This is a genomic window from Vibrio sp. Vf1514 (genome assembly GCF_052076135.1).
Classification (GTDB): domain Bacteria; phylum Pseudomonadota; class Gammaproteobacteria; order Enterobacterales; family Vibrionaceae; genus Vibrio; species Vibrio furnissii.
The window spans coordinates 1060327-1086628 of the sequence record NZ_CP197268.1 but is presented as its reverse complement, the minus strand read 5'-3'; the positions used below and the strand labels follow the sequence as shown (position 1 = coordinate 1086628).

The 26302-nt window shown below is 51.6% G+C and carries 25 protein-coding genes; 16 read left to right on the top strand and 9 right to left on the bottom strand.

The window, feature by feature from the left end; genetic code table 11:
* Window positions 1-89: 89 nt before the first annotated feature.
* The gene (locus ACS18Q_RS19760) at window positions 90-638 is read left to right on the top strand and encodes a hypothetical protein (RefSeq protein WP_441257724.1); all 549 of its coding nucleotides are present in this window, start codon (window positions 90-92) and stop codon (window positions 636-638) included.
* Here the strand turns inward: ACS18Q_RS19760 and ACS18Q_RS19755 are convergent.
* Window positions 607-1026, bottom strand: coding sequence for an XRE family transcriptional regulator (locus ACS18Q_RS19755; RefSeq protein ID WP_143679970.1), 420 nt, complete (start codon window positions 1024-1026; stop codon window positions 607-609). The genes ACS18Q_RS19760 and ACS18Q_RS19755 overlap by 32 nt on opposite strands.
* Window positions 1027-1123: 97 nt before the next feature.
* On the opposite strand from ACS18Q_RS19755, the gene ACS18Q_RS19750 reads away from it, so the two are divergent.
* The 3 genes from ACS18Q_RS19750 (at window position 1124) to ACS18Q_RS19740 (ending at window position 4130) form a co-directional block, all read left to right on the top strand.
* Entirely contained in the window at window positions 1124-2032 is a 909-nt protein-coding gene (locus ACS18Q_RS19750) for an aldo/keto reductase (RefSeq protein WP_158108458.1), read from the top strand.
* 285 nt (window positions 2033-2317) lie between these two features.
* Window positions 2318-3370 carry a sensor histidine kinase gene (locus ACS18Q_RS19745; protein ID WP_441257723.1) on the top strand — a complete coding sequence of 351 codons (1053 nt, stop codon included), beginning with the start codon at window positions 2318-2320 and terminating at the stop codon, window positions 3368-3370.
* Entirely contained in the window at window positions 3360-4130 is a 771-nt protein-coding gene (locus ACS18Q_RS19740) for a LytR/AlgR family response regulator transcription factor (protein WP_441258224.1), read from the top strand. The genes ACS18Q_RS19745 and ACS18Q_RS19740 overlap by 11 nt, the downstream gene beginning before the upstream one ends.
* 98 nt (window positions 4131-4228) lie before the next feature.
* Here ACS18Q_RS19740 and ACS18Q_RS19735 read toward each other — a convergent pair whose 3' ends face one another.
* Together ACS18Q_RS19735 and nadE are read right to left on the bottom strand one after the other, a co-directional pair.
* Window positions 4229-5554: an anaerobic C4-dicarboxylate transporter gene (locus ACS18Q_RS19735; protein ID WP_038151633.1), complete on the bottom strand. Its 1326-nt coding sequence runs from the start codon at window positions 5552-5554 to the stop codon at window positions 4229-4231.
* Window positions 5555-5837: 283 nt separating this feature from the next.
* A complete protein-coding gene (nadE, locus tag ACS18Q_RS19730; protein WP_055465714.1) occupies window positions 5838-6668 on the bottom strand; it encodes an ammonia-dependent NAD(+) synthetase in 831 nt (276 codons plus the stop codon).
* A 103-nt stretch (window positions 6669-6771) separates the two neighbouring features.
* On the opposite strand from nadE, the gene ACS18Q_RS19725 reads away from it, so the two are divergent.
* Together ACS18Q_RS19725 and ACS18Q_RS19720 are read left to right on the top strand one after the other, a co-directional pair.
* Complete coding sequence (locus ACS18Q_RS19725) at window positions 6772-7284, top strand: nicotinate-nicotinamide nucleotide adenylyltransferase (protein ID WP_004726956.1); 513 nt, start codon at window positions 6772-6774, stop codon at window positions 7282-7284.
* A gap of 35 nt (window positions 7285-7319) precedes the next feature.
* The gene (locus tag ACS18Q_RS19720) at window positions 7320-7817 is read left to right on the top strand and encodes a hypothetical protein (RefSeq protein WP_231623377.1); all 498 of its coding nucleotides are present in this window, start codon (window positions 7320-7322) and stop codon (window positions 7815-7817) included.
* A gap of 135 nt (window positions 7818-7952) precedes the next feature.
* Here ACS18Q_RS19720 and ACS18Q_RS19715 read toward each other — a convergent pair whose 3' ends face one another.
* Entirely contained in the window at window positions 7953-9950 is a 1998-nt protein-coding gene (locus ACS18Q_RS19715) for a methyl-accepting chemotaxis protein (RefSeq protein WP_441257722.1), read from the bottom strand.
* Between the two features lie 339 nt (window positions 9951-10289).
* On the opposite strand from ACS18Q_RS19715, the gene ACS18Q_RS19710 reads away from it, so the two are divergent.
* Window positions 10290-10634 (top strand): HopJ type III effector protein, encoded by a 345-nt coding sequence (locus ACS18Q_RS19710; RefSeq protein ID WP_014257527.1) that lies wholly within the window; start codon window positions 10290-10292, stop codon window positions 10632-10634.
* Between the two features lie 138 nt (window positions 10635-10772).
* Here the strand turns inward: ACS18Q_RS19710 and emrD are convergent, their stop codons facing one another.
* Together emrD and ACS18Q_RS19700 are read right to left on the bottom strand one after the other, a co-directional pair.
* Window positions 10773-11978: a multidrug efflux MFS transporter EmrD gene (gene emrD, locus ACS18Q_RS19705; protein WP_055465712.1), complete on the bottom strand. Its 1206-nt coding sequence runs from the start codon at window positions 11976-11978 to the stop codon at window positions 10773-10775.
* A gap of 193 nt (window positions 11979-12171) precedes the next feature.
* On the bottom strand, window positions 12172-12480 hold the full coding sequence (locus ACS18Q_RS19700; RefSeq protein WP_055465711.1) for a cysteine-rich CWC family protein: 309 nt from the start codon (window positions 12478-12480) through the stop codon (window positions 12172-12174).
* 158 nt (window positions 12481-12638) lie between these two features.
* Between ACS18Q_RS19700 and ACS18Q_RS19695 the strand changes: the two genes are divergently transcribed.
* Window positions 12639-12893 carry a hypothetical protein gene (locus ACS18Q_RS19695; RefSeq protein WP_004726950.1) on the top strand — a complete coding sequence of 85 codons (255 nt, stop codon included), beginning with the start codon at window positions 12639-12641 and terminating at the stop codon, window positions 12891-12893.
* Window positions 12894-12909: 16 nt separating this feature from the next.
* On the opposite strand, the gene ACS18Q_RS19690 is transcribed toward ACS18Q_RS19695, so the two are convergent.
* Entirely contained in the window at window positions 12910-13839 is a 930-nt protein-coding gene (locus ACS18Q_RS19690) for a DMT family transporter (RefSeq protein WP_441257721.1), read from the bottom strand.
* Between the two features lie 174 nt (window positions 13840-14013).
* Between ACS18Q_RS19690 and ACS18Q_RS19685 the strand changes: the two genes are divergently transcribed.
* The 4 genes from ACS18Q_RS19685 (at window position 14014) to ACS18Q_RS19670 (ending at window position 18681) form a co-directional block, all read left to right on the top strand.
* Window positions 14014-14469, top strand: coding sequence for an Lrp/AsnC family transcriptional regulator (locus tag ACS18Q_RS19685; protein ID WP_038152219.1), 456 nt, complete (start codon window positions 14014-14016; stop codon window positions 14467-14469).
* 124 nt (window positions 14470-14593) lie between these two features.
* Entirely contained in the window at window positions 14594-16594 is a 2001-nt protein-coding gene (locus tag ACS18Q_RS19680) for a methyl-accepting chemotaxis protein (RefSeq protein WP_014257523.1), read from the top strand.
* Between the two features lie 284 nt (window positions 16595-16878).
* Entirely contained in the window at window positions 16879-17817 is a 939-nt protein-coding gene (locus tag ACS18Q_RS19675; RefSeq protein WP_441257720.1) for a lipase family alpha/beta hydrolase, read from the top strand.
* 9 nt (window positions 17818-17826) lie between these two features.
* Complete coding sequence (locus tag ACS18Q_RS19670) at window positions 17827-18681, top strand: lipase secretion chaperone (protein WP_441257719.1); 855 nt, start codon at window positions 17827-17829, stop codon at window positions 18679-18681.
* Window positions 18682-18805: 124 nt separating this feature from the next.
* On the opposite strand, the gene ACS18Q_RS19665 is transcribed toward ACS18Q_RS19670, so the two are convergent.
* Both ACS18Q_RS19665 and ACS18Q_RS19660 read right to left on the bottom strand, forming a co-directional pair.
* Entirely contained in the window at window positions 18806-21562 is a 2757-nt protein-coding gene (locus tag ACS18Q_RS19665) for an immune inhibitor A domain-containing protein (RefSeq protein ID WP_441257718.1), read from the bottom strand.
* A gap of 82 nt (window positions 21563-21644) precedes the next feature.
* Entirely contained in the window at window positions 21645-21917 is a 273-nt protein-coding gene (locus ACS18Q_RS19660; RefSeq protein ID WP_392441833.1) for a hypothetical protein, read from the bottom strand.
* A 578-nt stretch (window positions 21918-22495) separates the two neighbouring features.
* Here ACS18Q_RS19660 and ACS18Q_RS19655 point away from each other — a divergent pair.
* The 4 genes from ACS18Q_RS19655 to vctG all read left to right on the top strand — a co-directional run bounded on the left by ACS18Q_RS19655 (window position 22496) and on the right by vctG (window position 26300).
* On the top strand, window positions 22496-23272 hold the full coding sequence (locus tag ACS18Q_RS19655; RefSeq protein ID WP_158164544.1) for a class II glutamine amidotransferase: 777 nt from the start codon (window positions 22496-22498) through the stop codon (window positions 23270-23272).
* Between the two features lie 178 nt (window positions 23273-23450).
* Complete coding sequence (locus ACS18Q_RS19650) at window positions 23451-24362, top strand: siderophore ABC transporter substrate-binding protein (RefSeq protein ID WP_014257517.1); 912 nt, start codon at window positions 23451-23453, stop codon at window positions 24360-24362.
* A 59-nt stretch (window positions 24363-24421) separates the two neighbouring features.
* A complete protein-coding gene (gene vctD / locus ACS18Q_RS19645) occupies window positions 24422-25360 on the top strand; it encodes an iron chelate uptake ABC transporter permease subunit VctD (protein WP_038151623.1) in 939 nt (312 codons plus the stop codon).
* Window positions 25350-26300: an iron chelate uptake ABC transporter permease subunit VctG gene (vctG, locus tag ACS18Q_RS19640; protein ID WP_004726939.1), complete on the top strand. Its 951-nt coding sequence runs from the start codon at window positions 25350-25352 to the stop codon at window positions 26298-26300. The genes vctD and vctG overlap by 11 nt, the downstream gene beginning before the upstream one ends.
* The last annotated feature ends 2 nt before the right edge of the window (window positions 26301-26302 follow it).

Genomic DNA, 26302 nt, shown 5'->3' with positions numbered 1-26302 from the left:
CTCACGTTTTATCGTTTTAGGGCGTAGATCGTCGGGCGCTTGTTTTGGTGTCTGATTGGCGGCACACTGGCGTCAAAGAGGAGAAGCCCATGAATAAATGGCACTGGATGAGTGTGGCGGTGATGGGGTGTTGGAGCCTCACGTCAGTCGCGGCGCATCCGGACTTTCTGCAGCCTTATCTGGCGGGACAAGCGGTAACTGAGGTGGCGCTTTCTGAGCGCAGCGAGTGGATGGAATGCAGTGCGATGCCGTCGGTGAATGCGTGGTGCAGCGAGCCGTTTGCCTATTATGCGACCCCAGTGTGGGCGGAGGTGACGTTTCACCACGATCATCGCAGTGAGATGGTGCTGCACGCCGATTACAGCCAGCATCACTGGAGCCAATTGCAGCTTGGGTTACGCAAAGATGGTTTTCAGCTTCAAGACGCTCAACTGGCGCAGGCCCGTTTTGATGTGGCGCAGCAGCGGCAAACACAAAGCTGGCAAGACACGGATAAAGCGTTGGTGCTGTTTCTCAACCAACAGGCGCGGGCGTTCCCTAAAACGCTGACATGGCAGCATCAAGACGCGCAAGCCACGCTGTTCACCGATGGTGTGGCGATGTCGCTTACTTTGACGCGGACGGCGTTCGCTCCTTAGGGTGGCGCTGCAAAAATGCCGCCATGGCCGCTTCGTCGAGATAGCCATCGGCTTTTTTATGCGCGCGTAAGTATTGATATCCCGAGATGATCAGTCGCTGCTGCTCTTGCTGGTCAAGAGGCAGCGCATTTCCGGTGACGTATTGATGCGCCAGCGCGTAGGCGTCCATATCTACCACTTCAGCTTGGCGATACAAGTAACCGCAACCGGTCGCCAGCCATTCCAATGAGCAATTGGCGCGCATCGCAATCTGATTCGCTTTAGTCAGGCTCGGCTCACTGCCTTTGAGATATTTGCGAATCAAACCTTCAGACAGCTCGACGCGACGCGCAAACCCGCTGATACTTTCTTCGCCAATTAATATTTGTAAACGTGTCGCAAAACTCACAACTTCGTACTCCAGTTCGAACTTCTCCAGTCTATCCGTTGAGGTGGCTGGGAAACAAGCTTAGGATGTTGGCCAAAGAGAGAAAAGGAGTAAAACCATGGTTGCGAAAGTCACGATTGCCTCTCAAGGCCCGGAATTTTCTGAGCTAGTACAAGGATACTGGCGTCTGGGTGAATGGGGGATGACACCGCAAGAACGTTTGACCTTCCTGAAGCAGCACCTCGAGCTTGGGATCACCACAGTTGATCACGCCGATATATACGGTAACTACGCGTGTGAGCAACTGTTCGGTGAAGCGTTGGCGTTGGAACCGTCTTTGCGTGAACAGATGCAGATCGTCACCAAGTGTGACATCAAGCTGTGCAGCGCTCAATTCCCTGAACGTACGATCAATCATTACGACACCAGTGCCGCGCACATTTACCAATCGGTGAATAACTCGCTGGAACGCTTGGGTGTGAATGACATTGATGTGCTGTTGATTCACCGCCCAGATGTGCTGATGGATGCCGATGAAGTGGCCGAGGCGTTTGCTGAATTGCATAAAGTGGGCAAAGTGAAACACTTCGGTGTGTCGAACTTCACGCCAGCGCAGTTTGATTTACTGCAATCGCGCTTGGGAAAACCACTGGTAACCAATCAGGTGGAAATCAACCCGCTGAACTTTGACGTCGCCCATGATGGCACGCTGGACCAAATGCAGATGCTGCGCACGCGTCCGATGGCGTGGTCTTGTTTGGGTGGCGGCGCTATCTTTAACGGTGAATCTGAGCAGGCGAAACGGGTGCGAGCGGTGTTAGAAACGCTGCGTGAAGAGTTAGGCGCTGCAAGCATTGATCAAGTGATTTACGCGTGGGTACGCGCACTGCCATCGAAACCGCTGCCCATCATCGGCTCGGGTAAAATCGAGCGTGTACAAGCCGCGGTGGATGCATTGGATCTGACGCTGACTCGCGAACAGTGGTATCGCGTTTGGGTGGCGTCGAAAGGTCATGGCGTGCCATAGGCCACGCTGCGGAACAGATAAAAACCAGCCCTCGGGCTGGTTTTTTTGTCACTCTACGTCGCAGGTTCGATTTCACCGCGCCAATGACGGTGGCGGTTAACCGTTCATGCCAGCATATGACCGTTCGTCGCAAAGCGCCAAATGAGTTTTTCAATCGCGTTAATCTGATTCCTGACCACACAGAAAAGGGAGGTGCCGCACGTTTCACGAGCGGCATTGCAGGGCGTGCATAGGCAAACCCGCCTGAACTGTTTAGGATCCACTCATTGATAAAGGAATCGTCTTATGACAGACACAACTCTTTGGCTAAAACGTCATGGCAAGAGCCTGACCTTCACCGCGCTGTTTTGCTTTGTGATTGCGCTCGGTACGCAGGCGATTTGGCCAAGTCCGCTTCGCGGCCATCTCATCATCAGCTTTGGTTACGGTGTGAGTGCGTATCTGTGCGCACTGGTGCTAGGCGCGGTGTTTCCCTCGCTCTCTACCCGTCACGTGAACCTGCTTGCGTTGGCTGGCGCCATGGTGCTTGGCACCACCAACGCGTACATCTGGTTGAATCAATACCCGGGCTTCGACACGCTTGCGGCGCTTAAACCGGTGATGATGTTGGGGTTGATGTTTACCGCGCTGTGCTTTTTCTATTTTTACGCTCATGAGCAAAAGCTGGTGGCTGAAAATGCGCTCGAAGTGGCGAAACGTCGTCAGAGTGAACAGGAAAAAGCCTTGCTGCTGAGCCAGCTCAAACAGTTGCAAAGCCAGATTGAACCGCATTTTCTGTTTAATACGCTCGCGAATGTGAACGCGCTGATTGCCAGCGAACCGCACAAAGCGCAGCGTATGCTGGAAAAATTAACCGATTTATTGCGCAGTTCAATGCGCCATCGCGAGGGTATTTCGACCCTCAAAGACGAACTGGAACTGATTGATGCTTATCTGGGGATTCAATCGATTCGTTTGGGAAATCGTCTGCGCTACAGCTTACCTAGCGATCCGCAGTGGCACGCGCTCTGCTTGCCGCCGATGTTGTTGCAACCGCTGGTGGAAAATGCAATCGAGCATGGCATTGAACCCAAAGCGGAGGGTGGAGAAGTGAATGTGACGATTGAACGCCAGCAGGATGCGATTGTGCTGACCGTTTCAGACAATGGCACCGGGCTTGGTGAAATTCCCAAAGGCAATGGCATCGCGCTGGAGAATGTGCGCCAGCGTCTTCATGGCTTGTTTGGCCGAGATGCTAAGTTCACACTAACTCAGAATGCCAAAGGCGGCGTGACTGCCGCGATTCGAATCGCTGAACACGCGATGACACACTTACAAGGAGAGCATGATGTGGCCTGATGTGACCGCGCTGATCGCAGACGATGAACCGCTGCTGCGCCGCCATTTGAATCAATCGTTGGCTGAGTTGTGGCCACAACTCCATGTGGTAGCGACGGCGGACAATGGGGAAACCGCACTTGACGCGATTCATCAGCATCAGCCCGATATTGTGTTTCTGGACATCAAAATGCCCAAGCTCGATGGCATGGCTTTAGCGAATCAACTCAAGGCGCTGGTCAAGCCGCCGCTGGTGGTGTTTGTGACGGCCTTTGATGAGTACGCGCTGCGCGCCTTTGACATCAACGCGGCAGATTATCTGCTTAAACCGGTGAGCGAATCTCGTTTGCAGCAGTGTTGTGAACGGTTGCAGCAGCGATTACAAAGCGCCGAGCAAACCGCGCCGGACATGACGCAACTGCTCTCTCAGCTCTCAAAGCTCAACCGCCAACCCAGTTATTTGACTTGGTTGAAAGCGAGCAAAGGCGAGGAGATTCATTTGATTGCCGCGGCAGATGTACTGTATCTCAAGGCCGAAGATAAATACCTGTCGGTGTATACGCAAGGTGAGCGCGGAATCGAAGCGTATCTATTGCGCGCATCGCTGAAGGAGCTGTTGGCGCAGCTCAATCCTGATCAGTTTTGGCAAATCCATCGCGCAGTCGCTGTGAATGTCGCCAAAGTGGATAAAGTGAAAAAGGAGTTCACCGGCAAAATGTACGTTTATATCGGGGAGCGAAAACTGGCGGTAAGCCGGGCGTTGCAAAGCCAATTTAAATAGCGGCTAAATCCCGTTCACATAGGCTTGGTTCAAGATCAAAAGTGATTCAAAAATAAAAAGCGGACCTCAAGTCCGCTTTTCTTGTATGCATTGGGTTGTTAGCCAATCACAATTTGACCCAGGACGTAGCCCATACAACAGCCACCAATCACGCCCACCAAACCCGGCGCCATAAAGGAGTGGTTGAAGTACCACTTACCGATCTTGGTGGTGCCGGTAATATCGAAGTTCACCGTGGCGATATCAGACGGGTAGTTCGGAATGAAGAAGTAACCGTACAGCGCCGGCATCAAACCGATCAGCAGGGCAGGTTCTAAGCCCAGCGCCAAGCCCACGGGCAGCATCATTTTTGCCACCACCGCTTGTGAGTTCACCACTACGGACACGATGAACAGTGCCAGCGCGAACGTCCAAGGGTAGGCGTTCACCATATCAATGATGCCAGAACGGAACTGCGGCATCGCGTATTGGAAGTAGGTATCCGACATCCATGCGATACCGAAAATCGCAATCGCCGCCACCATCCCTGATTTGAACACCACACCTTCCGGCACGGTTTTCGGATTCACTTTGGTGACCAGCAAAATGATACCGCCGAAACACAGCATCATCATCTGAATGACGGTTGCCATGTTAATCGGTTTTGCATCACCGATTTGACGCACTTCTGGGAACATCGCCACCAGTACAATCACAATGATCGACAGGATGAACAGCAACACAGAGTTCTTCGCTGATGTCGGCAGTTGTTCATTCAACGATGTGGCCGTGGTGCTGAAGATCTTTTCGCGCAATACCGGATCTTGCAGGCGCGCTTGATACTCTTTGTCATCTTCCAGCTCTTTACCGCGACGCAAGCTGTAAAGCGACATTAGCACGGTTCCGAACAGCGTGGCTGGTACAGAGACCATCAGAATCGACAGCAGTGTGATGTTGTGGTTGATGTTGGACAGCTCCGCCAAGTAGTACACCACTGCCGCCGAAATCGGAGACGCGGTGATGGCGATTTGCGATGCCACAGAAGCCGCCGCCATTGGGCGTTCAGGACGAATGCCGTTTTTCAACGCCACGTCGCCGATGATAGGCATGATGGAGTAAACCGCGTGACCGGTACCGAGCAGGAAAGTCATACAGTAAGTGACCAGCGGCGCAATGATGGTGACGCGTTTGGGGTTTTTACGCAGCAAGCGCTCCGCCACTTGCAGCATATATTTCAGGCCACCAGCGGCTTCCAAAATCGAAGCACACGTGACCACCGCAAGAATGATAAGCATAACGGTGATGGGTGGTGACGTGGGCGGCATCTTGAAGATAAAGACTTCGACCGTCAGACCGATACCCGATACAACGCCGAGGCCAATACCGCCATACCGCGAGCCGATGTACAGCATTATTAGGAGGAACAAGAACTCCATGTACAACATATTTGTGAACCTTATGAAATGAGAGATGAATATATTTTCCGACGCTATTCACAAAAAATATGAAGCTTGGTTCACACAACTTGGGCTACAAAAAATGGAATGAAAGTAATGGGAGGGCAGTCACGGTATTTGATTGATAAGTAATGATATTGGGAGTGGTTTTGTAGCGAGAATGTTGTGCCACAATGTGTGTCCTGTGAATAAAAAGCCAAGCGCAGAAGGCTTGGCTTTACAAGAACTTATGTCATTTGATGCATAAAGCAACGCAAAATATGCAACGCGTTTAGTCGTAGATGGTCGGAATGGGTTGACGTTTGTGCTGCGTGGCTTTGTAAATGCTCACTAAACGGTCAATCACCGCTTGAGTGACCGGTTTGCCTTCGAGGAAATCATCGATCTGTTCGTAAGTCAGGTTCAACGCATCTTCATCTGCCTTTTGTGGCGCGAGTTCTTCCAAATCCGCCGTTGGGGTTTTGTGAACCAGCAGCTCCGGTGCACCCAGTGCTGCGGCCACTTGGCGAACTTGACGTTTGCTTAAACCAAACAGCGGCGCAAGGTCACACGCACCGTCACCAAATTTGGTGTAGAAGCCGGTGATGTTTTCGGCTGAATGATCGGTCCCCAGCACCAAACCACCCACGTATCCGGCGATTTCATATTGTGCCACCATGCGAGCACGCGCTTTGACGTTGCCTTTGACGAAATCAATTTTCGCCGCTTCGCTTGGGATCAGCCCCGTGCCAGCCAATGCGTCATGTGATGCGGCGTGCAAGCCATCGACACCCGCTTTGATGTTCACGGAAACTGAGAAGGTCGGTTGAATGAAAGTCAGCGCTTGCTGCGCTTCATCTTCATCTTTTTGTGCACCGTAAGGCAGGCGAACGGCAACGAATTTGTATTGGTCAGTGCCGTGCTCTTGGTTGAGGGCATCCACCGCCAATTGGGCCAAACGACCGCATGTGGTGGAATCGATACCGCCACTGATGCCAAGAACGAGTGCTTTGCAGCCAGATTCAGTCAGTTTGCGTTTAATAAAGCCAACACGGCGTTCAATTTCGAATGCTGGATCGATGCTTGGTAGCACTCGCATCTCTTCGCGGATAATTTGTTCCATTAGCGTTCCTTTTCCTGCAAGCAATAAACATTTAGTAGTATCATACCGCAAACATTCAATTAGAAAACCGTGAATGCCGTTTTCACTCTTAATCGGGAAAAAGATGGAAAAAATTGCTGTTTTTGGCAGCGCTTTTAACCCACCCACGTTGGGCCACAAGAGCGTCATTGACTCACTTGAACATTTTGATCGCATTTTACTCGTGCCGAGCATTTCTCATGCTTGGGGCAAGGAAATGCTGAATTATGAGATCCGCTGCAACCTTATTGATGCTTTTATTGGTGATTTTTCATCTCATAAGTTAGAACGAAGTACAGTTGAACAGGATTTGATCCAACCGGGTGAAAGTGTCACGACTTACGCGGTTTTGACGCGTTTACAGGAAATCTTTCCTCACGCTGACATTACTTTCGTGGTCGGACCTGATAATTTGTTCAATTTCGGTAAGTTTTTTAAATCTCAAGAGATTTTACAGCGTTGGTCCGTGATGGCCTGTCCGGAAAAAGTCAAAGTACGCAGTACGGACATTCGCCAGCGTTTAGCTGAAAAAGGGGACATCTCCACCATGACAACCCCTTCAGTGGCACAGTTACTGCAAAAACTCAGCGTGTATTAATCATTTTTGCCCGTGTTGGGCTGGAGTCGTGAACCATGAAAAAGTGTGTGTTGTTATTAGCACTTTTCTCTCTGCCGACCTTGGCGTTGGACTGCGACTTATATACTTCGGCAACACAACCCTCAGAAGAGCTCGTTGAGATCAACTACATGGAGAACGCGGGTATTTGCGTTTCTCTCAATAGTGAAGAACCGGGCTCAGAGCATCTACTAACGTTTGATGCCGAAGCGGATGCAACACCAAGCAGTGGTGAATATTGGGATGGTTGGTTGGCTGCTGATGTCAACGACAGTAGCCCATTTGTGACCCAACAGATGGACAACAGTTATCTGGGTGTGGGCGTTTGGATGCCGGCTGATTTGGCTGCACGTGAAGAACAAATGACCACTGAAGAGTGGGTGAAGAGCCATGGCCTCAAGCTGAGCTTGGGGTTTGGCCAGAAGAAAACGGGAGAACCGCGTGTTCGCCTAGATTATCGTTGGCACGAAGTGTATCAAGCCGATTGGTTTATGCAGGTTGAAGTGCCATTTTGAGCCGTGAAGCATATGGTAAAAAAGGTCATCGTGAGATGACCTTTTTTTGTGCCTGCGCCTGATGGTGTGTTGCGTTGTCTAAGACGGTTTATCTGCGCAGTCCTTTTTATTTTCGTAGAACTTTGGTATTTCCGCTTAACCCAGTTTGAATGCGCCAAGCTGCTGTTTCACGCGATCCACTTCACCATGATAGCTGCTGACAATGTGATTCATTTGTTGGGCCAGTTCACCGGTTTGCTGGGCAATGTCAGCCAGAATGTCGACGTCTTGATCGACCGCTTCGCTGGCTTTGGATTGCTCAATGGTGGCGTTCGCGATGCTGGTGATGTGTGCGTTGACTTCTTCAATCACACTTTCCAGCGCCGCCACGCTGTTGGTCACAGTCGATACGGACGCAAAGGTGTCGTGAGTCGCTTCGCGGCTTTTCTCCATGTTGTTTACTGCTGTGGCCGTGTTGTTGGTGATATTGCCGAGCAGTTGGCTGATGTGCTCCGTCGCGTCTTTACTACGCTGCGCCAAATCGCGCACTTCAGAGGAGACCACGGCAAAACCGCGTCCGTGTTCACCAGCGCGCGCCGCTTCAATGGCGGCGTTGAGGGCCAGCAGGTTGGTCTGTTCTGAAATGCCATTGATGGTATCGACGATTTTACTCACGCTCATGGCGTCTTTTTCCAGCTCGGTCATGCAGGTTTGCGTCTGTTCGATTTGCTGCACCAAGGCTTCAACCGCTTTGAATGATGATTGGCTTTGATCTTGGCACTCGACCACCCGTTGGGTCATTTGTCGGGTTTCTTCCAACGCTCGTTCCGACGACTGCGCAATTTCAACACTGGATTGCGACAGCTCAGTCATTGCCGCCGCGATGTTTTCGCATTTGGCTGTTGTCGCACTGCTGCTCTTTCCGAGATCTTGCGCGCTGCGGACAATTTTGGTCAGGCGTTCCGCGCTGTGTTCGTTGGTGGTGGTGACATCGGACAGTAGGCTACGAATGTTGGTGGTTAAACCATTCACGCTCTGCGAGATCTGCGATATTTCATCTTGACCGGGTGAAGCCAAAGAGACACTCAAATCGCGTTGGGATGCCATGGCGTGCAGTGTTTTGTTGAGTTTTCCCACGCGCTCGCGCAGCGTCATCACACTGGTGACCAAACTCCAAATCAACACAAATCCCACGATGATACTGAGCACCAAGATGATGTTTTGGTTCCAAATGGCTTGTTCTGCTTGCGTGGCCGATAGGGTGGTCATTTGTTGCTGAATGTCGTTTCGTAGTTGGTTAATCAGTTTGATGCGTTCGGTTGCGGCGCCAAACCATTCCGACGGCGCAGGGCCTTGCAAGGCATTTAACGTGTCACTTTGGGCCAAATAGGCGCGTTGAATCGCTTCCACGTTCTTCCAAATGTCGGTGTTTTTGGCTTGCGTCAGCTTCTGGTTCAACGCGGGGGGCATCGTCAGGGTTGCCATGCGTTCTGCATATTTCCCGGATTCAATATACCCGTTGATTGCGGTGTATTGCGCGGGCGTCGATGCTTTGCGCGCAAACGCCCCATTGAGTGCGCCGCGAACTTGTCCGGCGCGCTCTTTCATGATCACGATGGCAATTAATGAGCTACCCATTTCAGCCACATTGACGTCATCGATGGTGGAGAGCAGGACTTGCGCATCATCGATTGCCAGTTGATTGAGGTTGGAGTAGTAGGCAAACGGAGAAATGGTGGGCGCGAGGGCATCAACTTGTTTGCGTACGTCGGAGAGTTGTGTCAGTTGATTGAGGACATCGGCTTTTAATGTGCGCGTTAATTGTGGATCGAGTGTTTGGGGGGCATAGTTTTGCAGCGCTTTCACGTGCGTATCGGTTTTGCTGCGCTGCTGACGAAGTTGCTCGACTTGCGGGCCTTGGCCTTTGGCGCCAAGTACACCGGCAGTGAGGCCGCGTTCTAACGCCAGATTGTGTGCGAGGTTATCGTAGAGCAGAATGAGGTTGACGGTTTCTTGGTCATGCTCAGCGACTTCCACATGGTTTCTGAGGTCGAGCACGTTCAACGTCGCAAGTATCAATGCAATGGCGATAGGTAGGCCAGCAATCAGCGTAACCACCCTGTACACAGGGAAATGCCGCAATAGTTTTTTCATGTTGCCCTCTGACGAGTTAATTTATTATTGAGTTCTTGGGTAAAACATCCGTTCTTAGGTAAAGCATTCGTTCTGATGTAAAACATTAGTGTAGACAAGGATTAAAGAACACAACGGATGCATTCACGCAATAATTGAATCCTCATGCGAGCGCATGACTTGATTGTGAGCCCATTGATGCTGCAACAGGGGCAATACGGGCGCTGTTTTTGCTTCAATTTTGTGCGCTAGATCCGATTGAATGGAAATGCAGTGATGGATTCAATCCGTGCATCGGTTTTCACTGCAGTTAAATTTCTTTAGACTGCGGGTTTTCGATCTCAACAGGAATAGACTGACATGGAACTGAGCGCGCTACTGACGCAACTGAATGAGCAACCTGAATGCGTTGTATTTGCAGAGGTCATTGCGACCATTGATGCGCATTACGATTTCACGCCAACGGCGTTTGACAATGGCGAGACCCGCAATGAAGCGAACCAGAACAACGGTTCATGTAAGATTTTTGCCTTTGCGCAGCTTCATCAACTGAGCCCGCAAGCTACGCTCGCTTGCTTTGGTGATTTTTATCGTCAGGATGTGTTGCAGCACCCGGAGAATGCGGATCATCAGAACATTCGCAACTTCATGCGCTTTGGTTGGGATGGCGTGACCTTTGAAGGCGAGGCGCTGCGCGCCAAATAAGTCACACGAAGTGAGCCACGAGAAACGTGGTTCACAAGACAAAGACATCAGACAAACAAAAGGGAGGCCATGAGCCTCCCTTTTTGACGTTGGGTCTTTGACGTTGGGTCTTTGACGTTAGGTCATTGATGCGTGGCGTTAGATCGCCAGTGGCATGTGTTTGGATGGATCGTGGCGTTTGTAAACGCGGCGTAGTCCAAGCAGCGCCAGCACCGACATCACCATCATAATCACGCCCAGTGGCAGTTGGTTGGATGCTGGGAACATGGATGCCATCAAGGTCGCCAAGCCAGCGCCCAAGTTTTGCATGCCACCCAGAATCGCACCGCCAGTACCGGCATGGTAAGGCAGCGGTGTTAACGCGCCCGTGGTTGCCGCAGGGAACAAAATACCAGCACCCAAGAAATACACCGTTGCGCCGCCAATTAACGTGGGGGCAGTGGTGTGATCCATCAAACCAGGGATCAACACGATTATCGAACCCAGCATAATCGCGAACAAGCCGACTTGTAGTGCGCGTTTTTCACTGGCACGTTGTGCAATCACATTCGACAGCCACGCACCGGCCAGATAACCCGGAATTGGGGTGACGAACAACAAGCTCACGGTGGTTGCTGGCAGCGCCAGAACACCACCCAGCAGCACGCCGGCCGCGCCTTCAAATACCGCCACACCAGCAAAGGTGGCGACAAGGCAAATCAAGTAACCTTGAAAGCGGTGATCGGACATCACGTAGCTGTAGCTGTGCAGTACCGACTCTTTTTTACGACGCTCTTTTGGCAGCGTTTCGACCATGCTGGTCATCATGGTAATGACCACGGCAATCGCAAACAGCGACAAGAACAGGTAGCTTGAACGCCAACCAAAGAATTCAGTCAGGTAACCACCCAATACTGGCGCGATCAGCGGAGAAAAAATCAAACACATGCTGATCAGGCTGTTCGCATGGTGCAGTTCTGCGCCGGTAAAGCAGTCGCGTGTTAATGTACGAGACATCGCACCGCCACAACCAATCCCCAAGCCTTGAATAAAGCTACCTGCCAAGAACCAAGCGTAGTCATGGGCAAATAGCGCGACCAATGAACCTACGATGTAAATGGCCAGACCCGCGATGATGATCGGTTTACGGCCCAAACGATCGGACAGCGGACCGTAGACAAACTGCGACAGACCATACGGGATCAGATAGCACGCCATCACCGCCTGCAGCGATGCGGCAGACACCAGAAAATCATCGGCCATGTGACCAATGGAAGGCACATACATGGTCTGAGTCATCTGACCAACAGCGGTCAGAATGGCGATCAGGAACGTCAGTTTAGCTAACGGAAATGTTGCAGACATCTTTTTCTCCACCCAACAACATCAATAACGCGAGAAAGATAAATTTCAAAAATATGACTAATGAGAGCGGGAAGGAAAGCGATGCTCTCGGCGCGAGATATTAGTGAGGGTGGAGTGCTTAAGCAATCGAAAAATGTGATCTTAAGCAAGATAAAAATCTATGTTTTGAATTAGAAAAAGTAATGTGAAATTATTATTCAATCGGCTGTTTTTCTAAGCATTTTCGACACAGGCAAACCGAGCTTTCTGGCTGGGCAGACACGTCGCGTTTTTCGACGTCAAAACACCAGCAGGTGCTTTTCCCCGCGCTGATGTCGCAATGTGCTGGCTCGCCGCAAGCAGGGCAAGTGTGGGTGGATTGTTGACCGGATAATCGCTGCATGATGGTGTCGCGCTCGTCGTCGGACAGATGGCGCCACTGAATAATTTCATCCATCGTGCGGCGGCAACCAGAGCAGATTCCACCATTGTTTTTACAGGCGGCGATACATGGGGTTTTCATAACAGCGAACTTCTTGAGTGAGTGAACCGGAAATATACCTGAAGTTGTGCCGTGACCCAACCGGAGGCGGTCGATCTTTCGTTGTGCGGCTATTGCTTTTGTGGCGGCGCGTGACTATGATGAATCTAAATGAGAATTAATATCATAAAGGTGTTTTGATGTTACCTTTGCTTGCTGCCTTGGTATTTATGTTTGGATTGGGAAAGAAGCTGCTGGTGCCGGTGCGCTGGACGGTCACTTTGTCTGTCCTGCTGGTGGCGCTCTATCTGTTGGGCGTGATTAGCGCCGTGCCAGTGTTGGTGACGCTGTTTGTCGCCTCGCCATTTCTGATCCATTTACGCTACAGCGATAAGGCCAATACGCTGTTTGGCCTGTGTGTGGTGGTGCCGTTAATTTTGGAAGTGGTTCGCTAACGGCGTGCCTGTTCCATCAATTCCGACCGTGTTGCGGTGGTTGATACGCCAGCGACGCGTCATATTTCATCAACACGTTGCTGGCAATTAAGCTGCCGCAGCTGACCAATCCCAGCCCGACCCATGTGAGTGTGCTTGGCATCTCGCCAAAGAGTGGTATCGCCAATAGCGTCGCAAGGGCTGGCGTGGCTGAACCAAATGCCGCAGAGCGCTCTGCACCGAGTGTGGTCACCGCATGCAGGTAAGTAAAGGCGGCAATCACACCGGCTCCCAAACCTTGAATTAAGCTGTGGCCAAACAGCGTTTGCCATGGCCAAGCCGAGATTTGCGTTTGCGCTAAGTGACTCGGCAGCACGCCAGTGGCGATCAGCGCAAGCAGCAAGGTGACGGACAGCAGGGAAATGAATCCGGCCGCAGCCAGCGAATGCAAGTTCGCGACACGAGCGCAGATGGTAAATACGGCCCACATCAAACTGCCCAGCAGAAACAGCAAATGGCCCAGCAGTTTGTCACTCTGATAATCCATGGCGCTGGTGGAGAGAAACACGCCAATTCCCCCCAAGACCAACACCAACCCAAAGATACGATGCTGGCTCAGCGGCTGATGAAACAGCCATACCGCAATGCCGGAGACAAAGAGCGGCAGGGTACCCGGAACCAGTGTACTGCCGTCGGAAACCGGCACAAAGTGCATCGCGCTGCCGGTTAACAGCAGGTAAGGCAAGCCGCAGCCGATAAACATGCCGAGCAAGTAACGCTTGGGCACCATCGCTATTTGTGCTCTGGCTTTCATCACAAACGGCAACAACAGCATGGCGGGAATCAAAAAGCGCGTCAGCGCGATATCGGCCGGTGTCAGCGCACTCATGGCTCCTTCGCGCAGTGATAAGAAAAAGCCCGCCCAAAGTAGCAGTGTGGCCACCATGGCCAAGTATCCTGAAAGCATAAGTCATCCCTGATGATCGGTGGTGCCGCGTGCCATGCGCACAATCGGCGGAGGGTTTTATTATCACGAGAACTTGACGCTGATATTCGGCGAATTTAGTTTATAGGTATGGAATTATTGATGGATTCCATCAATAAATATGGAAATGACGCTGGAAATCACCAAATGATGAAAATGGACAGAATTGATCGCCACTTGTTGGCGCTGATTCAAAAACAAGGCCGACTCTCGACGGCTGAATTGGCGGAGCTGGTCGGGTTGTCAGCCTCTCCCTGCGCGCGGCGCATCAAGCGGCTGGAAGATGAAGGCGTGATTGATGGTTATCAGGCGACGCTGAATCGCAAAGCGGTTGGCATCGGCATGACGGTGTTTGTCGAAGTCAGCCTCAATAATCATCAAGCCAGTTCGATTGATGAATTCGAATCGGCGCTGGTGGAGATGGATGAAGTGATCAGTGCGCACGTGGTGTCGGGCGCGTACGATTATCTGCTGGAAGTGGTCAGCCCGGATCTGGTGGGTTACGAGCGCTTTATTCGCAAAGTGCAGCAATTGGACAACGTCAAAGACATTCATACTCATCTGGCGATGCGCCAGGTGAAACAGGCTGGCTCGTTGCCCGTGTTTCGTTAACCAGATGGATGTGCATGGGATTTGATATCCGTCCGTTGCGCGTGACGGTATCTCTGGTGACTCGGTTTGCGTAACAGAATTTTAACGTTATAGTGACCGCCTAACGTTGTACAGGAGCTTATGGATGAAGCTAACGATTTCAGGGAAGTTGCAGCTCAGTTTTTTGTTGTTGGCCCTTTTATTTGTCGCGTCTGCCGCGATGACCTATCGCAGTGTGTCGGTATTAGAACGCCACACGCAATCCCTTCTGAATTCTGATTTGCCGACCGTCGACACCAGTCGCGGCATTCAACAATCGATTCAAGCCACGTTATCCAGCGTGCGCGCCTATATGTTGTTGGGCAGTGACGAAGCCGCGGGTGAAACGCTCAAACAGCAGTTAAATGCCATTATCGCGCAAACCGATGAGAGCTTGCCGGTGCTCGAAACGCTGATTGCCGCGCAGGATTATCAAACGGTGGTTGAGCAATGGGATGCGGTGAAAACCTCCGTCCATCAGATTGTCGAACTGGCGCACAGCCCGGAAAACTTGCCAGCGCATAACCTCTTTATCAACGAAGCTGCGCCGATTGCAGAAGTCGCGCTGGATCAGATTCAAGGCTTGATCAACGACGAAGCGTCAAAGAAAGAGGGCGATGACCGCAAGCGCCTGTTTAAAGTGTATGCCGACAGCTACAACTCGCTGGCCAACGCGTTATCGGCGATGCGCGATTTTTTGCTTTATGGCAAGCCGGAATATTTGAGCAAGTATCACGACTTTATCAAGGCGCACAATCAGTCGGTTCGTGAGATTGAAGACAAGCTCGATCTGCTAGACGACAGCGACCGCTCATTGTGGGATCTGTTCAAAGAGATGCAGCAGCTCTATTTCCCCTTGGCAGATCAAACCATTGCGCTGCGCCAGTCACCGGATTGGAACGTGGCCAACCAAGAGATGGCTCAAAAGCTGCTTCCTGCGGCGAGTGCACTGGCAGCGAGCTTAGACAACGTGGTGGCCGCGCAGCAGCAAAAGGCCGACCGCAGTGGGCAGGGCATTGAAGCGTCCATTCATCAAGTGCTGACGTTTCTGGTTGTCGCGCTGGTGCTGGTGATTGTCGCGGCATTGGCGATATCCAATTACATGGGGCGCAGCATTGGCCGCCGCGTGTCGGAGATTTCACAGCGCGCGCAGCGCATTGCCGCAGGCGATGTGTCGCAGCAACCGCTCGCCGTACAAGGCAATGATGAACTGTCGGCACTCACTGAATCAATCAACCGCATGAACGCCTCTTTGGCGGGCATTGTGCGCGGCGTGACCGACAAAGCCAATCAGGTGAGCGAGAGCATGACTGCGCTGCTTGATTCCAGCCAGCAGACCCTAACGCAGGTGAAAAACCAGCAGCAACACATTACCGAAATGGATGCGGAGTTGTCTGATGTCGCGCAATCGACCACGCACACATTGGAGCAGGCGCAGCGTTCGGTTGACACGCTGTCGGCATCACAACGCGAAATTGCACAGGGGAAAGCGTCGCTGGTTCGCAACAAACAGACCATGCAGACGCTGCATGAGACGATTGAAAACGCCAACGTGCTGGTGAGCCAACTCAGTCAGGAAAGTGCAGCGATTGGCAAAGTGACCGAAGTGATTGAAGGCTTGGCGGAGCAAACCAACTTGCTGGCCTTGAACGCTGCCATTGAAGCGGCGCGTGCGGGTGACTATGGCCGCGGGTTTGCGGTGGTGGCGGATGAAGTCCGTTTGTTGGCCACGCGTACCACGCAATCGACCACCGAGATTAACCAGATTGTGCAGGCGATTCAGTCGTCGACCGCTTCGGTGGTGAACGAGATTCAACAAGGTCAACAAATTGCTGGCGTCGGCGCGCAGCACATCGAAGAAGCGGTGGTGAAGTTGGAATCCACCACGGCGCAGATTGCGATGCTGAACGATCAAATGGCACAGCTGACCAGCGCGGCAGAGCAGCAGACGCAAGCCACTCAAGCGATCACCAGCCTGATGCATGGCGTGACGCACGCGGTGGAAGATGTGGCGGCGATCAGCCAGCGTTCCAACCAAACCTCGCAGCAAGTGCGTGAACAAGTCGCTGACCTGAACCACGAAATGGCGCAGTTTAAACTGGCGTAATATCGATAGGCGCTGCGTGCGATCGGCACGTAGCGCTGCCTTCTTGTTTTCTTCCTCGTTCCCTTCCTCTTTCCCTTCCTGTCTTTCATTCAAGCATTCTATGTTTTCTTGGAATTACGTTGATGATGTTTATTGAATCTGTTGAATATGGACTCCGCTTCACGAAGCGCGTTTGTAGTCATCGGTAAATTGGTCTCTTTCTTCTAACGTTAGATTGCTCCTCAGAGGTCCGATGTCTGCGCCTTGTTCTCAGGCGCCGATCCCCGAATAAGAAGGAAGATCATTTGAAAAATAAACTATTACTTTCTGCTCTCTGCCTGTTCAGCTCGTTGTCACTGGCCGCCACCAGTGCCAGTTCGCTCGATCAAACAGGCTATACCCACACCAAATACCCCATCGTGCTGGTTCATGGGTTGTTTGGTTTCGATACGTTAGCTGGCGTGGATTACTTCTACGGCATTCCGCAATCATTAACCAAAGATGGCGCAACGGTGTATGTCGCGCAGGTGTCTGCCACCAACAGCACCGAATTACGCGGTGAACAGCTCTTGGCGCAGGTCGAAACGCTGCTGGCTGCCACGGGCGCGGAAAAAGTCAACTTGATGGGCCATAGTCATGGCGGTCCGACGGTGCGTTACGTGGCCTCGGTTCGTCCCGACTTAGTCGCCTCGGCCACCAGTATTGGCGGCGTGAATAAAGGCTCGGCGGTGGCGGATTTGGTGCGCAATACCATTCCGCAAGACTCAGTCACGGAAGCCTTGGCGGTTAAATTGGCCGATGGGTTGGTGGCGCTGATCAATCTGCTCTCTGGTGGTGGCGATCTGGAACAAGATGCGTTGGCATCGCTGGATGCGCTGACCACGGAAGGCTCACTGGCGTTCAACCAAAACTACCCGGAAGGCATTCCCGCGACGGCATGCGGCGAAGGCGATTATGAAGTAAACGGCGTGCGTTATTACTCGTGGACTGGCGCATCAACGTTTACCAACGCGCTCGATCCTACCGATGCGGCGATGACCGTGTTGGGGCTGGCGTTTGATGGCCCGAGTGACGGCTTGGTGGGGGCGTGCAGTGCCCATTTAGGCCAGGTGATTCGAGACGATTACGCCATGAATCATTTGGATGAAATCAACGGCTTGCTCGGTATTCATCACCTGTTTGAAACTGACCCTGTTACTTTGTACCGCCAGCACGCTAATCGTTTGAAACTGCAAGGTTTGTAAGGAGTCGACATGCAAAAGACCGCACTGTGTTTAGGAATAGTGGCCGTATTGGGGAGCCTCAGTGCGGCCTTTTGGCCTTCCGACGCCGCGCCACCGGCTGCGATGCAGGTGGCGTCGCAAAGCGATACTGAGTTGGATCAATCTTCACCGCGAGATCTGCTCGACTATTTTGTGTCTGGTTTGGGAGAAGGCGATTTAAAGGCGATAGAGCACCACGTCGCCAATTACGAGCAGCAAACCAACGGCTTTTTGGTCGATGGGGCGCTGTTTGAGCAATTTGTTCGCTATAAACAGGCGTTGGCGAAGCTTGAACCGTCGGTGCCCATTAACGCGCTGGATCACGCCGCACTATCGGTGCTCAATCAGCAGATCCTCGCCTTGCAATTACAGTTTTTTACGTCGGAGCAACAACAGCATTTGTTTGGCGAAGAGAATCAGCTCCGGCATCTGGCGATGGAAAAGCTGCGAATTGCTGGTGAGGCCAGCGATGCTGCGGATGCCAAATCGCAATGGCAAAGCGTTGTGGCAGAGCAAGCCGATTATATTCAGCGCAGTGAACACAATACCGATCTGGTGAACCGACTCTACAACGCAGATGGCGATGATGATGAACAGTCGCGTTATCTTGCTCGCGTCGCGGCGGTGGGAGAAGCTGGCGCAGAGCGTTTGAGTGCATTGGATGCGCAGCGCACGCAGTTTCAGCAGACATTGGCGGTTTATCTGGCAGAGCGCGCGGCATTGCTTGCCGACAGTCACTTGAGTGAGGCGCAAAAAGCGCAGCAAATTATTGCGTTGCGTGAAGCGCGCTTTGATGCCAAGCAATGGCGTAGAGTGGAAGCGTTGGAACGTATGCAAACGCAATAACAATGATCGCAAAAACAATGACCGCAAAAAGAATGGCCGCAAAAAAGTACAGCGCGATGAGCAAAAAAAGAGCGCAACGGGCGTTGCGCTCAACTGTTTCTATGCAAGAAACATAAGGTGGGACTTACAGATCAAGAGAAATGGTGGTGGTGGTGCTTGCGCCGTCATCGTCCATCACTTTGAGTGTGACGGCCTGCTCGCTTGCGCGCGGTAGAATGGCGGTAAACACGCGACCCCGTTTAATTTTGCCGTTCGGCAGCGTCCATTCGGTGTCGACGATGCGACCATCGCTGTCGCTGCTGGTTGACCACATGGTGACCCAGCGACCCAAATGGACATAACGTGCGCTCGCTTGTGGCGGCAGGTTCGGTTGTACGACGGTAATGGTTTGAGTGACGGTGTCGCTCTCACCCTGATCATCGGTGACGGTGAGGCGAACGGTGTAGGTGCCCGCGGCGTCATAATGCCAGCTTGGTGCCATAGCATCACTGGTTTCGCCGTTGCCAAAATCCCACGCGTAGCTGGCCAGTTCGCCATCCGAATCTTGGCTGTGGTTGTGCGCGTTGACACTCAGACCATTCACATCCAGTTCGAAGTTCGCGGTTGGCGGCACATTGGCCGTGTTGGCGCGTGACAGACGAACCACACCAAATTCATTGTCTTGGCTCTGATTCACAATGTCGATTTGCAGGCCAAATTCAGTCAGTAAACGGCCAGAATCTGGTGCGAGCGGCGAGCTGTAATCTTGACCATCGGCGAAGTTGGCGTTGCCAATCAAGCTCACATCTTCCAGCACATCACCATCGGCACTTTCTAGGCGCATTGGCGCTTGGTCAAACAGTGAGAAAGCAGCGTCACGCACTTGGAATCGGGTTTGCGCCGCTTCACCGCTGTTCAACCACACCATCGCGTTTTGGTCTGCATCGACCACGCCGAGCCAGCCTTCACCCGGGTGTTTACCGACCCAGTTGTCTTTGTACGATTCATCCACATACCACACCAGTAGACCCGGTTCGAAGCTGATCAACTGACCCATGCGTTTGATGTTGGCCAAACCTTCATCGACGTTGTTGTGGCTGCGCCATTGCAGCAGGTAATAATGGTTGGCTTCGTGGAACCCGTCGTTGGTGGTGTAGCCGTTGAGCGCAAACGTCGAACCGTTTTCTGCATCATCTAGCGCAGTGATGTTGCCGTCGACGTCCAGCGCCAGATTGTCGATGTACAACCCTTCCATCGCCAGACCGCCATCCGTCACATAGTCAAAACTCAGCTCAACCGTTTGGCCTGACCACGCCGACAAATCGAACTGCGCATCCACCCAACCGTTTGACTCGCCCCCAATGGCTGGTGTGAGGCCCGTGTTATTCGGGTCATCCATCGAGGTGATGTTGCCTTGAATCGGCTGACCGTTAATCAACACGCGTGCAAAGTCGTAATCTTGTTCAATCTGATACCACGCTTTAAACGTCAGCATCGCGCTGCTGCCCGCTGGAATCGAGACCTGACGGCTCATGCGGTTGTTCAGACTGTCGCCTTTGTTGGAGTAAAACGCGTATTGGCCTTCGTACGGCTGAATGCCTTCAGTGCGTTTCATCGGCAGATTCACTTTCACCAAGTTCGGACGTGCGTTGTCGGTGGTTTGGAATAGGGTAAAGGTGCGAGCGCCTTTTTTCAGATCGTCGATGGAAATCTGGTCGTCGTTGATCCAGCGGCCGCCAATTGCGGTTTGTAGAAATTGCTTGGACCACGCGGAGAACGCGGTGGGCTGCGTGCCGCCGATTTTACCTGCCCAACTGCCAGACGACATGATGGACCAGTAAGAGACCGGTTCACCTTTGCCTGTGTATTGGGTGTCGTATTCATCGGGCAGGCCCAAATCGTGGCCATATTCGTGGGCACATACCCCGGCGGCGGCATCAATCGGCTGAATGGTGTAATCGTACGCGGCGTATTGGCCATTAAAGCGTCCCGGTACGGTGCTGCTGGTGCCTTTTAAGACATGATACTGGCCGAGGTTGTAGCGGTGGGACCAAATTGCATCCGCGCCCAGCACGCCGCCACCGGCTTCCTCGCCCACAGAGGCGTGGAACACCATCAGGTGATCAATTACGCCATCGGGCTCACGGTAATTGCCGTCGCCATCATAGTCGTAACGGTCTTCGACATCGTAGTCAGCAAGGTTGATGTTGGGATCTTGCGCCAGTTGATCCAACGCTTCACGCACCAGTTCTTGTGCGTGCATATCACTGTCGGTTGCTGGCGAGTTGCCACCGTAATAAGCTGCATTTTTGGAGGCGCGATACCAGCCTGCGGCTTGACCTGCCACGCTATAACTCTTGCCTGATTCATTCTGGTAGTACTGACGCATCGAGATCAGGTTTTCGCCATTCGGCCCGGCGTAGCCGGTGTCTGAAAACAGCAGATCTTGATAGTGCGCGGCATCGTAATTGTCGTAGAGCATTTCGGTATGCGCTTTGGTGAGCTGGTTGTCGTTCCACGGCAGATCCGGGAAGTCAATCAGCAACGCCAGCACTTTATCGGTTCGCTGCTGGCCAATTTCCAGCGCGAACACACTGGCTTTGTGCATGCCTTTTTCTTTCTTGATCACCTTCAGCACTTTTGCGCGTTGTTCCAGTGCTTTTTTGCCAAACTGAGCGTCACCTTTAAAGCCGGAGCGAATTTTGCTCTCGAGATAAAGATCCAATGCGTGACGTTTTTCTGCTGCGGTCGCATCTGCGCTCACGGTGCCATTGCGGACCAACATGTCGATCAATTTGTCTTCGTTAACGACCCCCATGTCCACCGGGGTTTGTGCCAATGCACCGACGCTAAACCAAGAAGCCACTGCGGAGGCAAGCAAGGTTTTCCTCATGTTTTTCATTCTATTTCCTTATTATTTCCCATATTTATGGTGCAAACATGCCGACAGAAAACGCTGCCTGCATGAATTCTTTTTTATGTATTTATTCGGTGTCCGGAGAAATACAGTGTTCAGTCGGGTTAGGGTCTGAAGAAGAATTGGTTTCTTTATTATTGGGATTTTTGTTGTTGTGTTTTTTATTTAAATAAATCGTTAACGCACGTTGTTGTTGTTCGGCCGTGAGCCCTTGGCAAATCACACCACGCTCAATTAAGGCCGCGAGTAAACGTTCGTCATCGGGCTGTGCGGTGGTACTAACATGGGCATGGGCTTGAACGGTTGCCAGCATGAATAGGGATGTAAAAATAACCTTCATCAAGTCAACTCTACGTGTGTGAAATATTTGTAACAATTTATAGCGAGGTTATTTCATCGACAAGATGAAAGAATGGATCTCTGAAATAGCCATTCCAAATTACACAGAATCAGTGAACATGAAATAAAGATTAATATTGATGAGTCAGTTATTTAATTATTCATGATGTTTAAATATTTAATAGATAAATAACTTAATTAATCTGCGGGGATGATTGTGGCAACGTCGACCAATCAAGTGGTTTAGAGTTTTTACTTTAATTTGAGGGTTCAGTGAGATTGATAAAATAACTAACGGTTGACTCAACAAGGCGTGCAAAACGCGGGTGACGAAAGTTTGAACTCGATTCATATTTATTATCTATGGATCCACCTGTGAAAAATGTAAACAAATGAATACCTTGCTTTATGGTGGTGCAACCCTGATGAGAACAGTGATTCTTGCTCGAATTCAGTGCAACCATGGTCGATAAAATTGACGCTTGGATGGGCAATAAAAACAATTTTTGTCTGGATATTGCCTGCGTTTGATAAACGTGGTTAATTGAAGCATCTTGCTGTCTGGAGGACGTATTTGTCATGTGCCGCTGGCTCGCCTATCAAGGCCATCCTATCTATCTCGATCAACTGGTTTATCAACCGGAACACTCCTTGGTTCATCAAAGTATTGAAGCGCGCAAAGCGGTAACGCGCGTGAATGCCGATGGGTTTGGGTTGGGGTGGTACACGGAACGCAGTACGCCCGGGCAATTTCATGAAGTGCTTCCCGCGTGGAGCGACGAAAACCTGCGTTCACTCGCGCATCATATTCGGTCGCACCGGTTTATGGCGCACGTACGTTCATCCACCGGCACGCAGGTGTCGCGTCGCAATTGCCATCCGTTTATCTTGGATAACTGGATGTTTCTGCACAACGGTCAGATTGGCGAATATGACAAAGTGAAATACACGCTGGAGCGTTTGTTGCCAGAATCGCTGTACGTCAAACGCACCGGAACCACCGACAGCGAATTGATCTTTTTGCTGATGATGAAAAATGGATTGATCGACAACCCAGTGGGAGCGATTCGCCTCACCATTGCCGAGATTGAACAAGTGATGAGCGAGAAGGGAGTACAAACGCCGTTCAAAGCTTCGATTTGTATTTCCGATGGTCAGCAGTTCTGGTTGGTGCGTTACAGTTCAGACCAACACCCACCGACCGTGTTCACGAAAGTGGTGGACGACGGCATTATTCTCGCATCGGAACCGCTCGACAGTGAACCGGGGTGGCTCATCGTCGCGCCACAAACCATCACGCACGTCCACGATACGCATTGTAAAACGTTCACATTTTCTGCTGTTCAAGCTGCATAAATCACCGGTTGATCTGATGTTATTTAACGTCAGATCAACATCTTCCTTCTTTTACACAGATTTACAAACAGAAGTGACGCAACTCAGTTGCGGCAACACTTCGATATGGGTATAGTTGCGCCATCTTAATGCGAATGCTTATCAAAATTCATCGCAATAATTAATAAAAAGGAAGATTATGAAATCCGTTCTCAGTTTGACGTCTTTGGCCTTGGTGATGTCTTTCTCTGCCCATGCGGCGCAGGTAACCATTGAACACCAGATGGGGAAAACCACGCTCGAGCAGAAACCACAACGCGTGGTGGTGATTGGTCTGGGTGTGTTGGATGCCGTCGACAGTTTCGGGATTCAGCCGGTAGCGGTTTCAAAAGTTCCTCAGTTGCCCCCGTATCTTGAGAAATACAAAGGCAATCAATACGGTCAAGCGGGCTCGTTGTTTGAACCGGATTTCGAATCAATCTACATGCAAAAGCCAGATGTCATCATCATCGGCCCACGTGCAGCCACCAGTTACGGCGAATTGTCGAAGATTGCACCGACCATCGTGTTTGCCGCTGACGACAGCAAAGGCTACTGGGAAAGCACGCAGGAACAGTGGCAAAACCTAGGCAAGGTTTTCGGTATCGAAGATCAAGTGAATGCCAAAATTGCGGAAATCAACGCGCAGTTCAAAGCGGTGAACGATTACACGCAAACGCATGAAGTGAACGCGCTCACCGTGATGAGTTCTGGGGGCAACCTCACGACGTTCGGCGCTGAATCGCGTTTCTCGGCGATTTATCGTGACTTCGGTTTCCACGAAAATGTAAAGGTCAAGCAGGGCGGCCGTCATGGTGACCTGATCTCTTACGAATTCATTCGTGAACACAACCCGCAAACGCTGTTTATCATCGACCGCGACAAACTGGTCAACAAGGGTAAGAGCAACACCCATCGCGAGTTTGAAAACGATCTGGTGAAAGCGACCGACGCTTACAAAAATCAACACATGACTTACCTTGACCTCAATGCTTGGTACATCTCTATTTCCGGCGTGAAAGCGACCGAACAAATGGTGGTGGACATGAAGCAGTCGATCGGTCTGCTGTAATGAGCGATGGCGCAGCCTGCTGAACGCGCAGGCTGCAAGCCAACAAGCTGAGGTTAGTTTTGAAAAGATTATTGCTTGTTTTTGTGCTGATTAGCCTATCTTCACTATTTGTGGGGGTGGGCGATTTGTCTTTTATCGCCTTGATGAATGGCGATGCCAACAGTTGGAACCTACTGTTGACCAGCCGTGCGCCACGTCTTCTTGCCGTCTTACTGGCCGGTGCGGGGTTAAGTATCGCAGGCCTGATCATGCAGCAAATCAGCCAGAACCGTTTTGCCGCGCCGTCTACGTCCGGCACCATCGAGTGTGCGATGTTGGGCTACGTGTTAAGCCTTGTTATCTTTGGCGATGGCAACAACTTGTGGTTGATTTTCGCTGTCTCGATGGCGGGCACGCTGATTTTTGTCCAGTTCATCCAGCGCATTCAGTTTAAGAACGCCATCTTTGTGCCGTTGGTCGGGATCATTTTCGGCAACGTCGTCAGCTCGGCGGCTACGTTCATTGCCTACAAATACGACGCGGTGCAAAACCTCTCGGGCTGGGCGGTGGCCAACTTCGCCAACCTGCTCAAAGGCAACTATGAATTGTTGTATATCGCCATTCCCGTGGCGATCTTCAGTTATCTGTATGCCGCGCGCATTTCTGCTGTCGGCATGGGTAAAGACTTTGCCGTCAACTTGGGGCTCAATTATCAGCAAGTGTTGGTGATTGGCGTCTGTCTGGTGTCGGTGATGTCGGCGACGGTGGTGATGATTGTTGGTCAGCTGCCATTTTTGGGCCTGATTGTGCCGAACGTGGTGAGCTATTACTACGGCGACAACTTGCGACTCAACATTCCGCGCACCGCCATTTTCGGCGCGTTGTTGGTGCTGCTGTGCGACCTGATTGGCCGCGTGATTATTTTCCCGTATGAAGTTCCAATTTCTATGATCATCAGTATTTTTGGTGGTGTGGCGTTTATTGCGCTGATTCTGCGAGGCCAGCGCCATGCACGATAAACTCAAACTCACCCTGCTGATTGTGCTGGCCATGGTGTTTGCCGCCGCATTTATCGGTGTCGGCCTGACGCCAGATAACTATCAGTATTTCTTGTCGCGCCGCGTGCCCAAAGTGCTGGCGATTGTGTTGGCCGGGATTGCGATTGCTCAGTCGTCGCTGGCATTTCAAACCATCACCCACAACCGCATCCTGACGCCAAGCATCATGGGCTTTGATTCCTTGTATCTGTTTGTCCAGGTGGGGATTGTGGCGCTGTTTGGTGGATTGAGCAGCTTTGCGATGAACGCTTACCTCAACTTCTCATTGTCGGTTGCGGCGATGCTGGGCTTTTCGACCGTGCTGTTTACGTTCTATTTCAGCAAAGAGAAGCGCAACCTGATTGCGTTGCTGCTGCTGGGCGTGATTCTGGGGCAGTTGTTCTCCAATATCGCTTCCTTCCTCATTATGCTGATGGACCCGAACGATTTTGCCTCGGTGCAAGCCAACATGTTTGCCAGCTTCAACAACGTGAAAGTGAGCTTGGTGTACTTTGCTACGCCGCTGCTGCTCGCGGTTTCTTACTTGCTGTTTCGCATGCACCGCGTGCTGGATGTGTTCTGGTTGGATAACGACAACGCCGTCAGCCTTGGGGTGGATGTACGCAAAACCACGCGCAATGTGTTGATGTTGAGCGCGGTACTGATTTCCATCTCGACGGCACTGATTGGCCCGATCATGTTCTTCGGTATTTTGGTCACCAACCTGACGCGCGAATGGTTTAAATCTTATCAGCATCGCGTGCTGCTGATTGCCTGCTCGGCGATGTCGGTATTTGCGCTGCTGGCTGGGCAGTGGATCGTCGAAAAAGTGTTCTATTTTGGCACCACACTCAGCGTCATCATCAACTTTGTTGGTGGCATCTATTTCCTGTCTCTTCTGATTCGTAACAAAGTGGTCTAGCG

Bases quoted from the DNA above. Each gene is read 5' to 3' on its own strand.
- ACS18Q_RS19670 (WP_441257719.1), top strand. From the start codon at position 17,827: ATGCAAAAGACCGCACTGTGTTTAGGAATAGTGGCCGTATTGGGGAGC.
- ACS18Q_RS19700 (WP_055465711.1), bottom strand. From the start codon at position 12,480: ATGAAAACCCCATGTATCGCCGCCTGTAAAAACAATGGTGGAATCTGC.
- nadE (WP_055465714.1), bottom strand. From the start codon at position 6,668: ATGGAACAAATTATCCGCGAAGAGATGCGAGTGCTACCAAGCATCGAT.
- ACS18Q_RS19735 (WP_038151633.1), bottom strand. From the start codon at position 5,554: ATGTTGTACATGGAGTTCTTGTTCCTCCTAATAATGCTGTACATCGGC.
- ACS18Q_RS19720 (WP_231623377.1), top strand. From the start codon at position 7,320: ATGAAAAAGTGTGTGTTGTTATTAGCACTTTTCTCTCTGCCGACCTTG.
- vctG (WP_004726939.1), top strand. From the start codon at position 25,350: ATGCACGATAAACTCAAACTCACCCTGCTGATTGTGCTGGCCATGGTG.
- ACS18Q_RS19710 (WP_014257527.1), top strand. From the start codon at position 10,290: ATGGAACTGAGCGCGCTACTGACGCAACTGAATGAGCAACCTGAATGC.
- emrD (WP_055465712.1), bottom strand. From the start codon at position 11,978: ATGTCTGCAACATTTCCGTTAGCTAAACTGACGTTCCTGATCGCCATT.
- ACS18Q_RS19665 (WP_441257718.1), bottom strand. From the start codon at position 21,562: ATGAAAAACATGAGGAAAACCTTGCTTGCCTCCGCAGTGGCTTCTTGG.
- ACS18Q_RS19760 (WP_441257724.1), top strand. From the start codon at position 90: ATGAATAAATGGCACTGGATGAGTGTGGCGGTGATGGGGTGTTGGAGC.
- ACS18Q_RS19745 (WP_441257723.1), top strand. From the start codon at position 2,318: ATGACAGACACAACTCTTTGGCTAAAACGTCATGGCAAGAGCCTGACC.
- ACS18Q_RS19740 (WP_441258224.1), top strand. From the start codon at position 3,360: ATGTGGCCTGATGTGACCGCGCTGATCGCAGACGATGAACCGCTGCTG.
- ACS18Q_RS19695 (WP_004726950.1), top strand. From the start codon at position 12,639: ATGTTACCTTTGCTTGCTGCCTTGGTATTTATGTTTGGATTGGGAAAG.
- ACS18Q_RS19650 (WP_014257517.1), top strand. From the start codon at position 23,451: ATGAAATCCGTTCTCAGTTTGACGTCTTTGGCCTTGGTGATGTCTTTC.
- ACS18Q_RS19690 (WP_441257721.1), bottom strand. From the start codon at position 13,839: ATGCTTTCAGGATACTTGGCCATGGTGGCCACACTGCTACTTTGGGCG.
- ACS18Q_RS19680 (WP_014257523.1), top strand. From the start codon at position 14,594: ATGAAGCTAACGATTTCAGGGAAGTTGCAGCTCAGTTTTTTGTTGTTG.
- ACS18Q_RS19750 (WP_158108458.1), top strand. From the start codon at position 1,124: ATGGTTGCGAAAGTCACGATTGCCTCTCAAGGCCCGGAATTTTCTGAG.
- ACS18Q_RS19660 (WP_392441833.1), bottom strand. From the start codon at position 21,917: ATGAAGGTTATTTTTACATCCCTATTCATGCTGGCAACCGTTCAAGCC.
- ACS18Q_RS19715 (WP_441257722.1), bottom strand. From the start codon at position 9,950: ATGAAAAAACTATTGCGGCATTTCCCTGTGTACAGGGTGGTTACGCTG.
- ACS18Q_RS19655 (WP_158164544.1), top strand. From the start codon at position 22,496: ATGTGCCGCTGGCTCGCCTATCAAGGCCATCCTATCTATCTCGATCAA.
- ACS18Q_RS19685 (WP_038152219.1), top strand. From the start codon at position 14,014: ATGGACAGAATTGATCGCCACTTGTTGGCGCTGATTCAAAAACAAGGC.
- ACS18Q_RS19725 (WP_004726956.1), top strand. From the start codon at position 6,772: ATGGAAAAAATTGCTGTTTTTGGCAGCGCTTTTAACCCACCCACGTTG.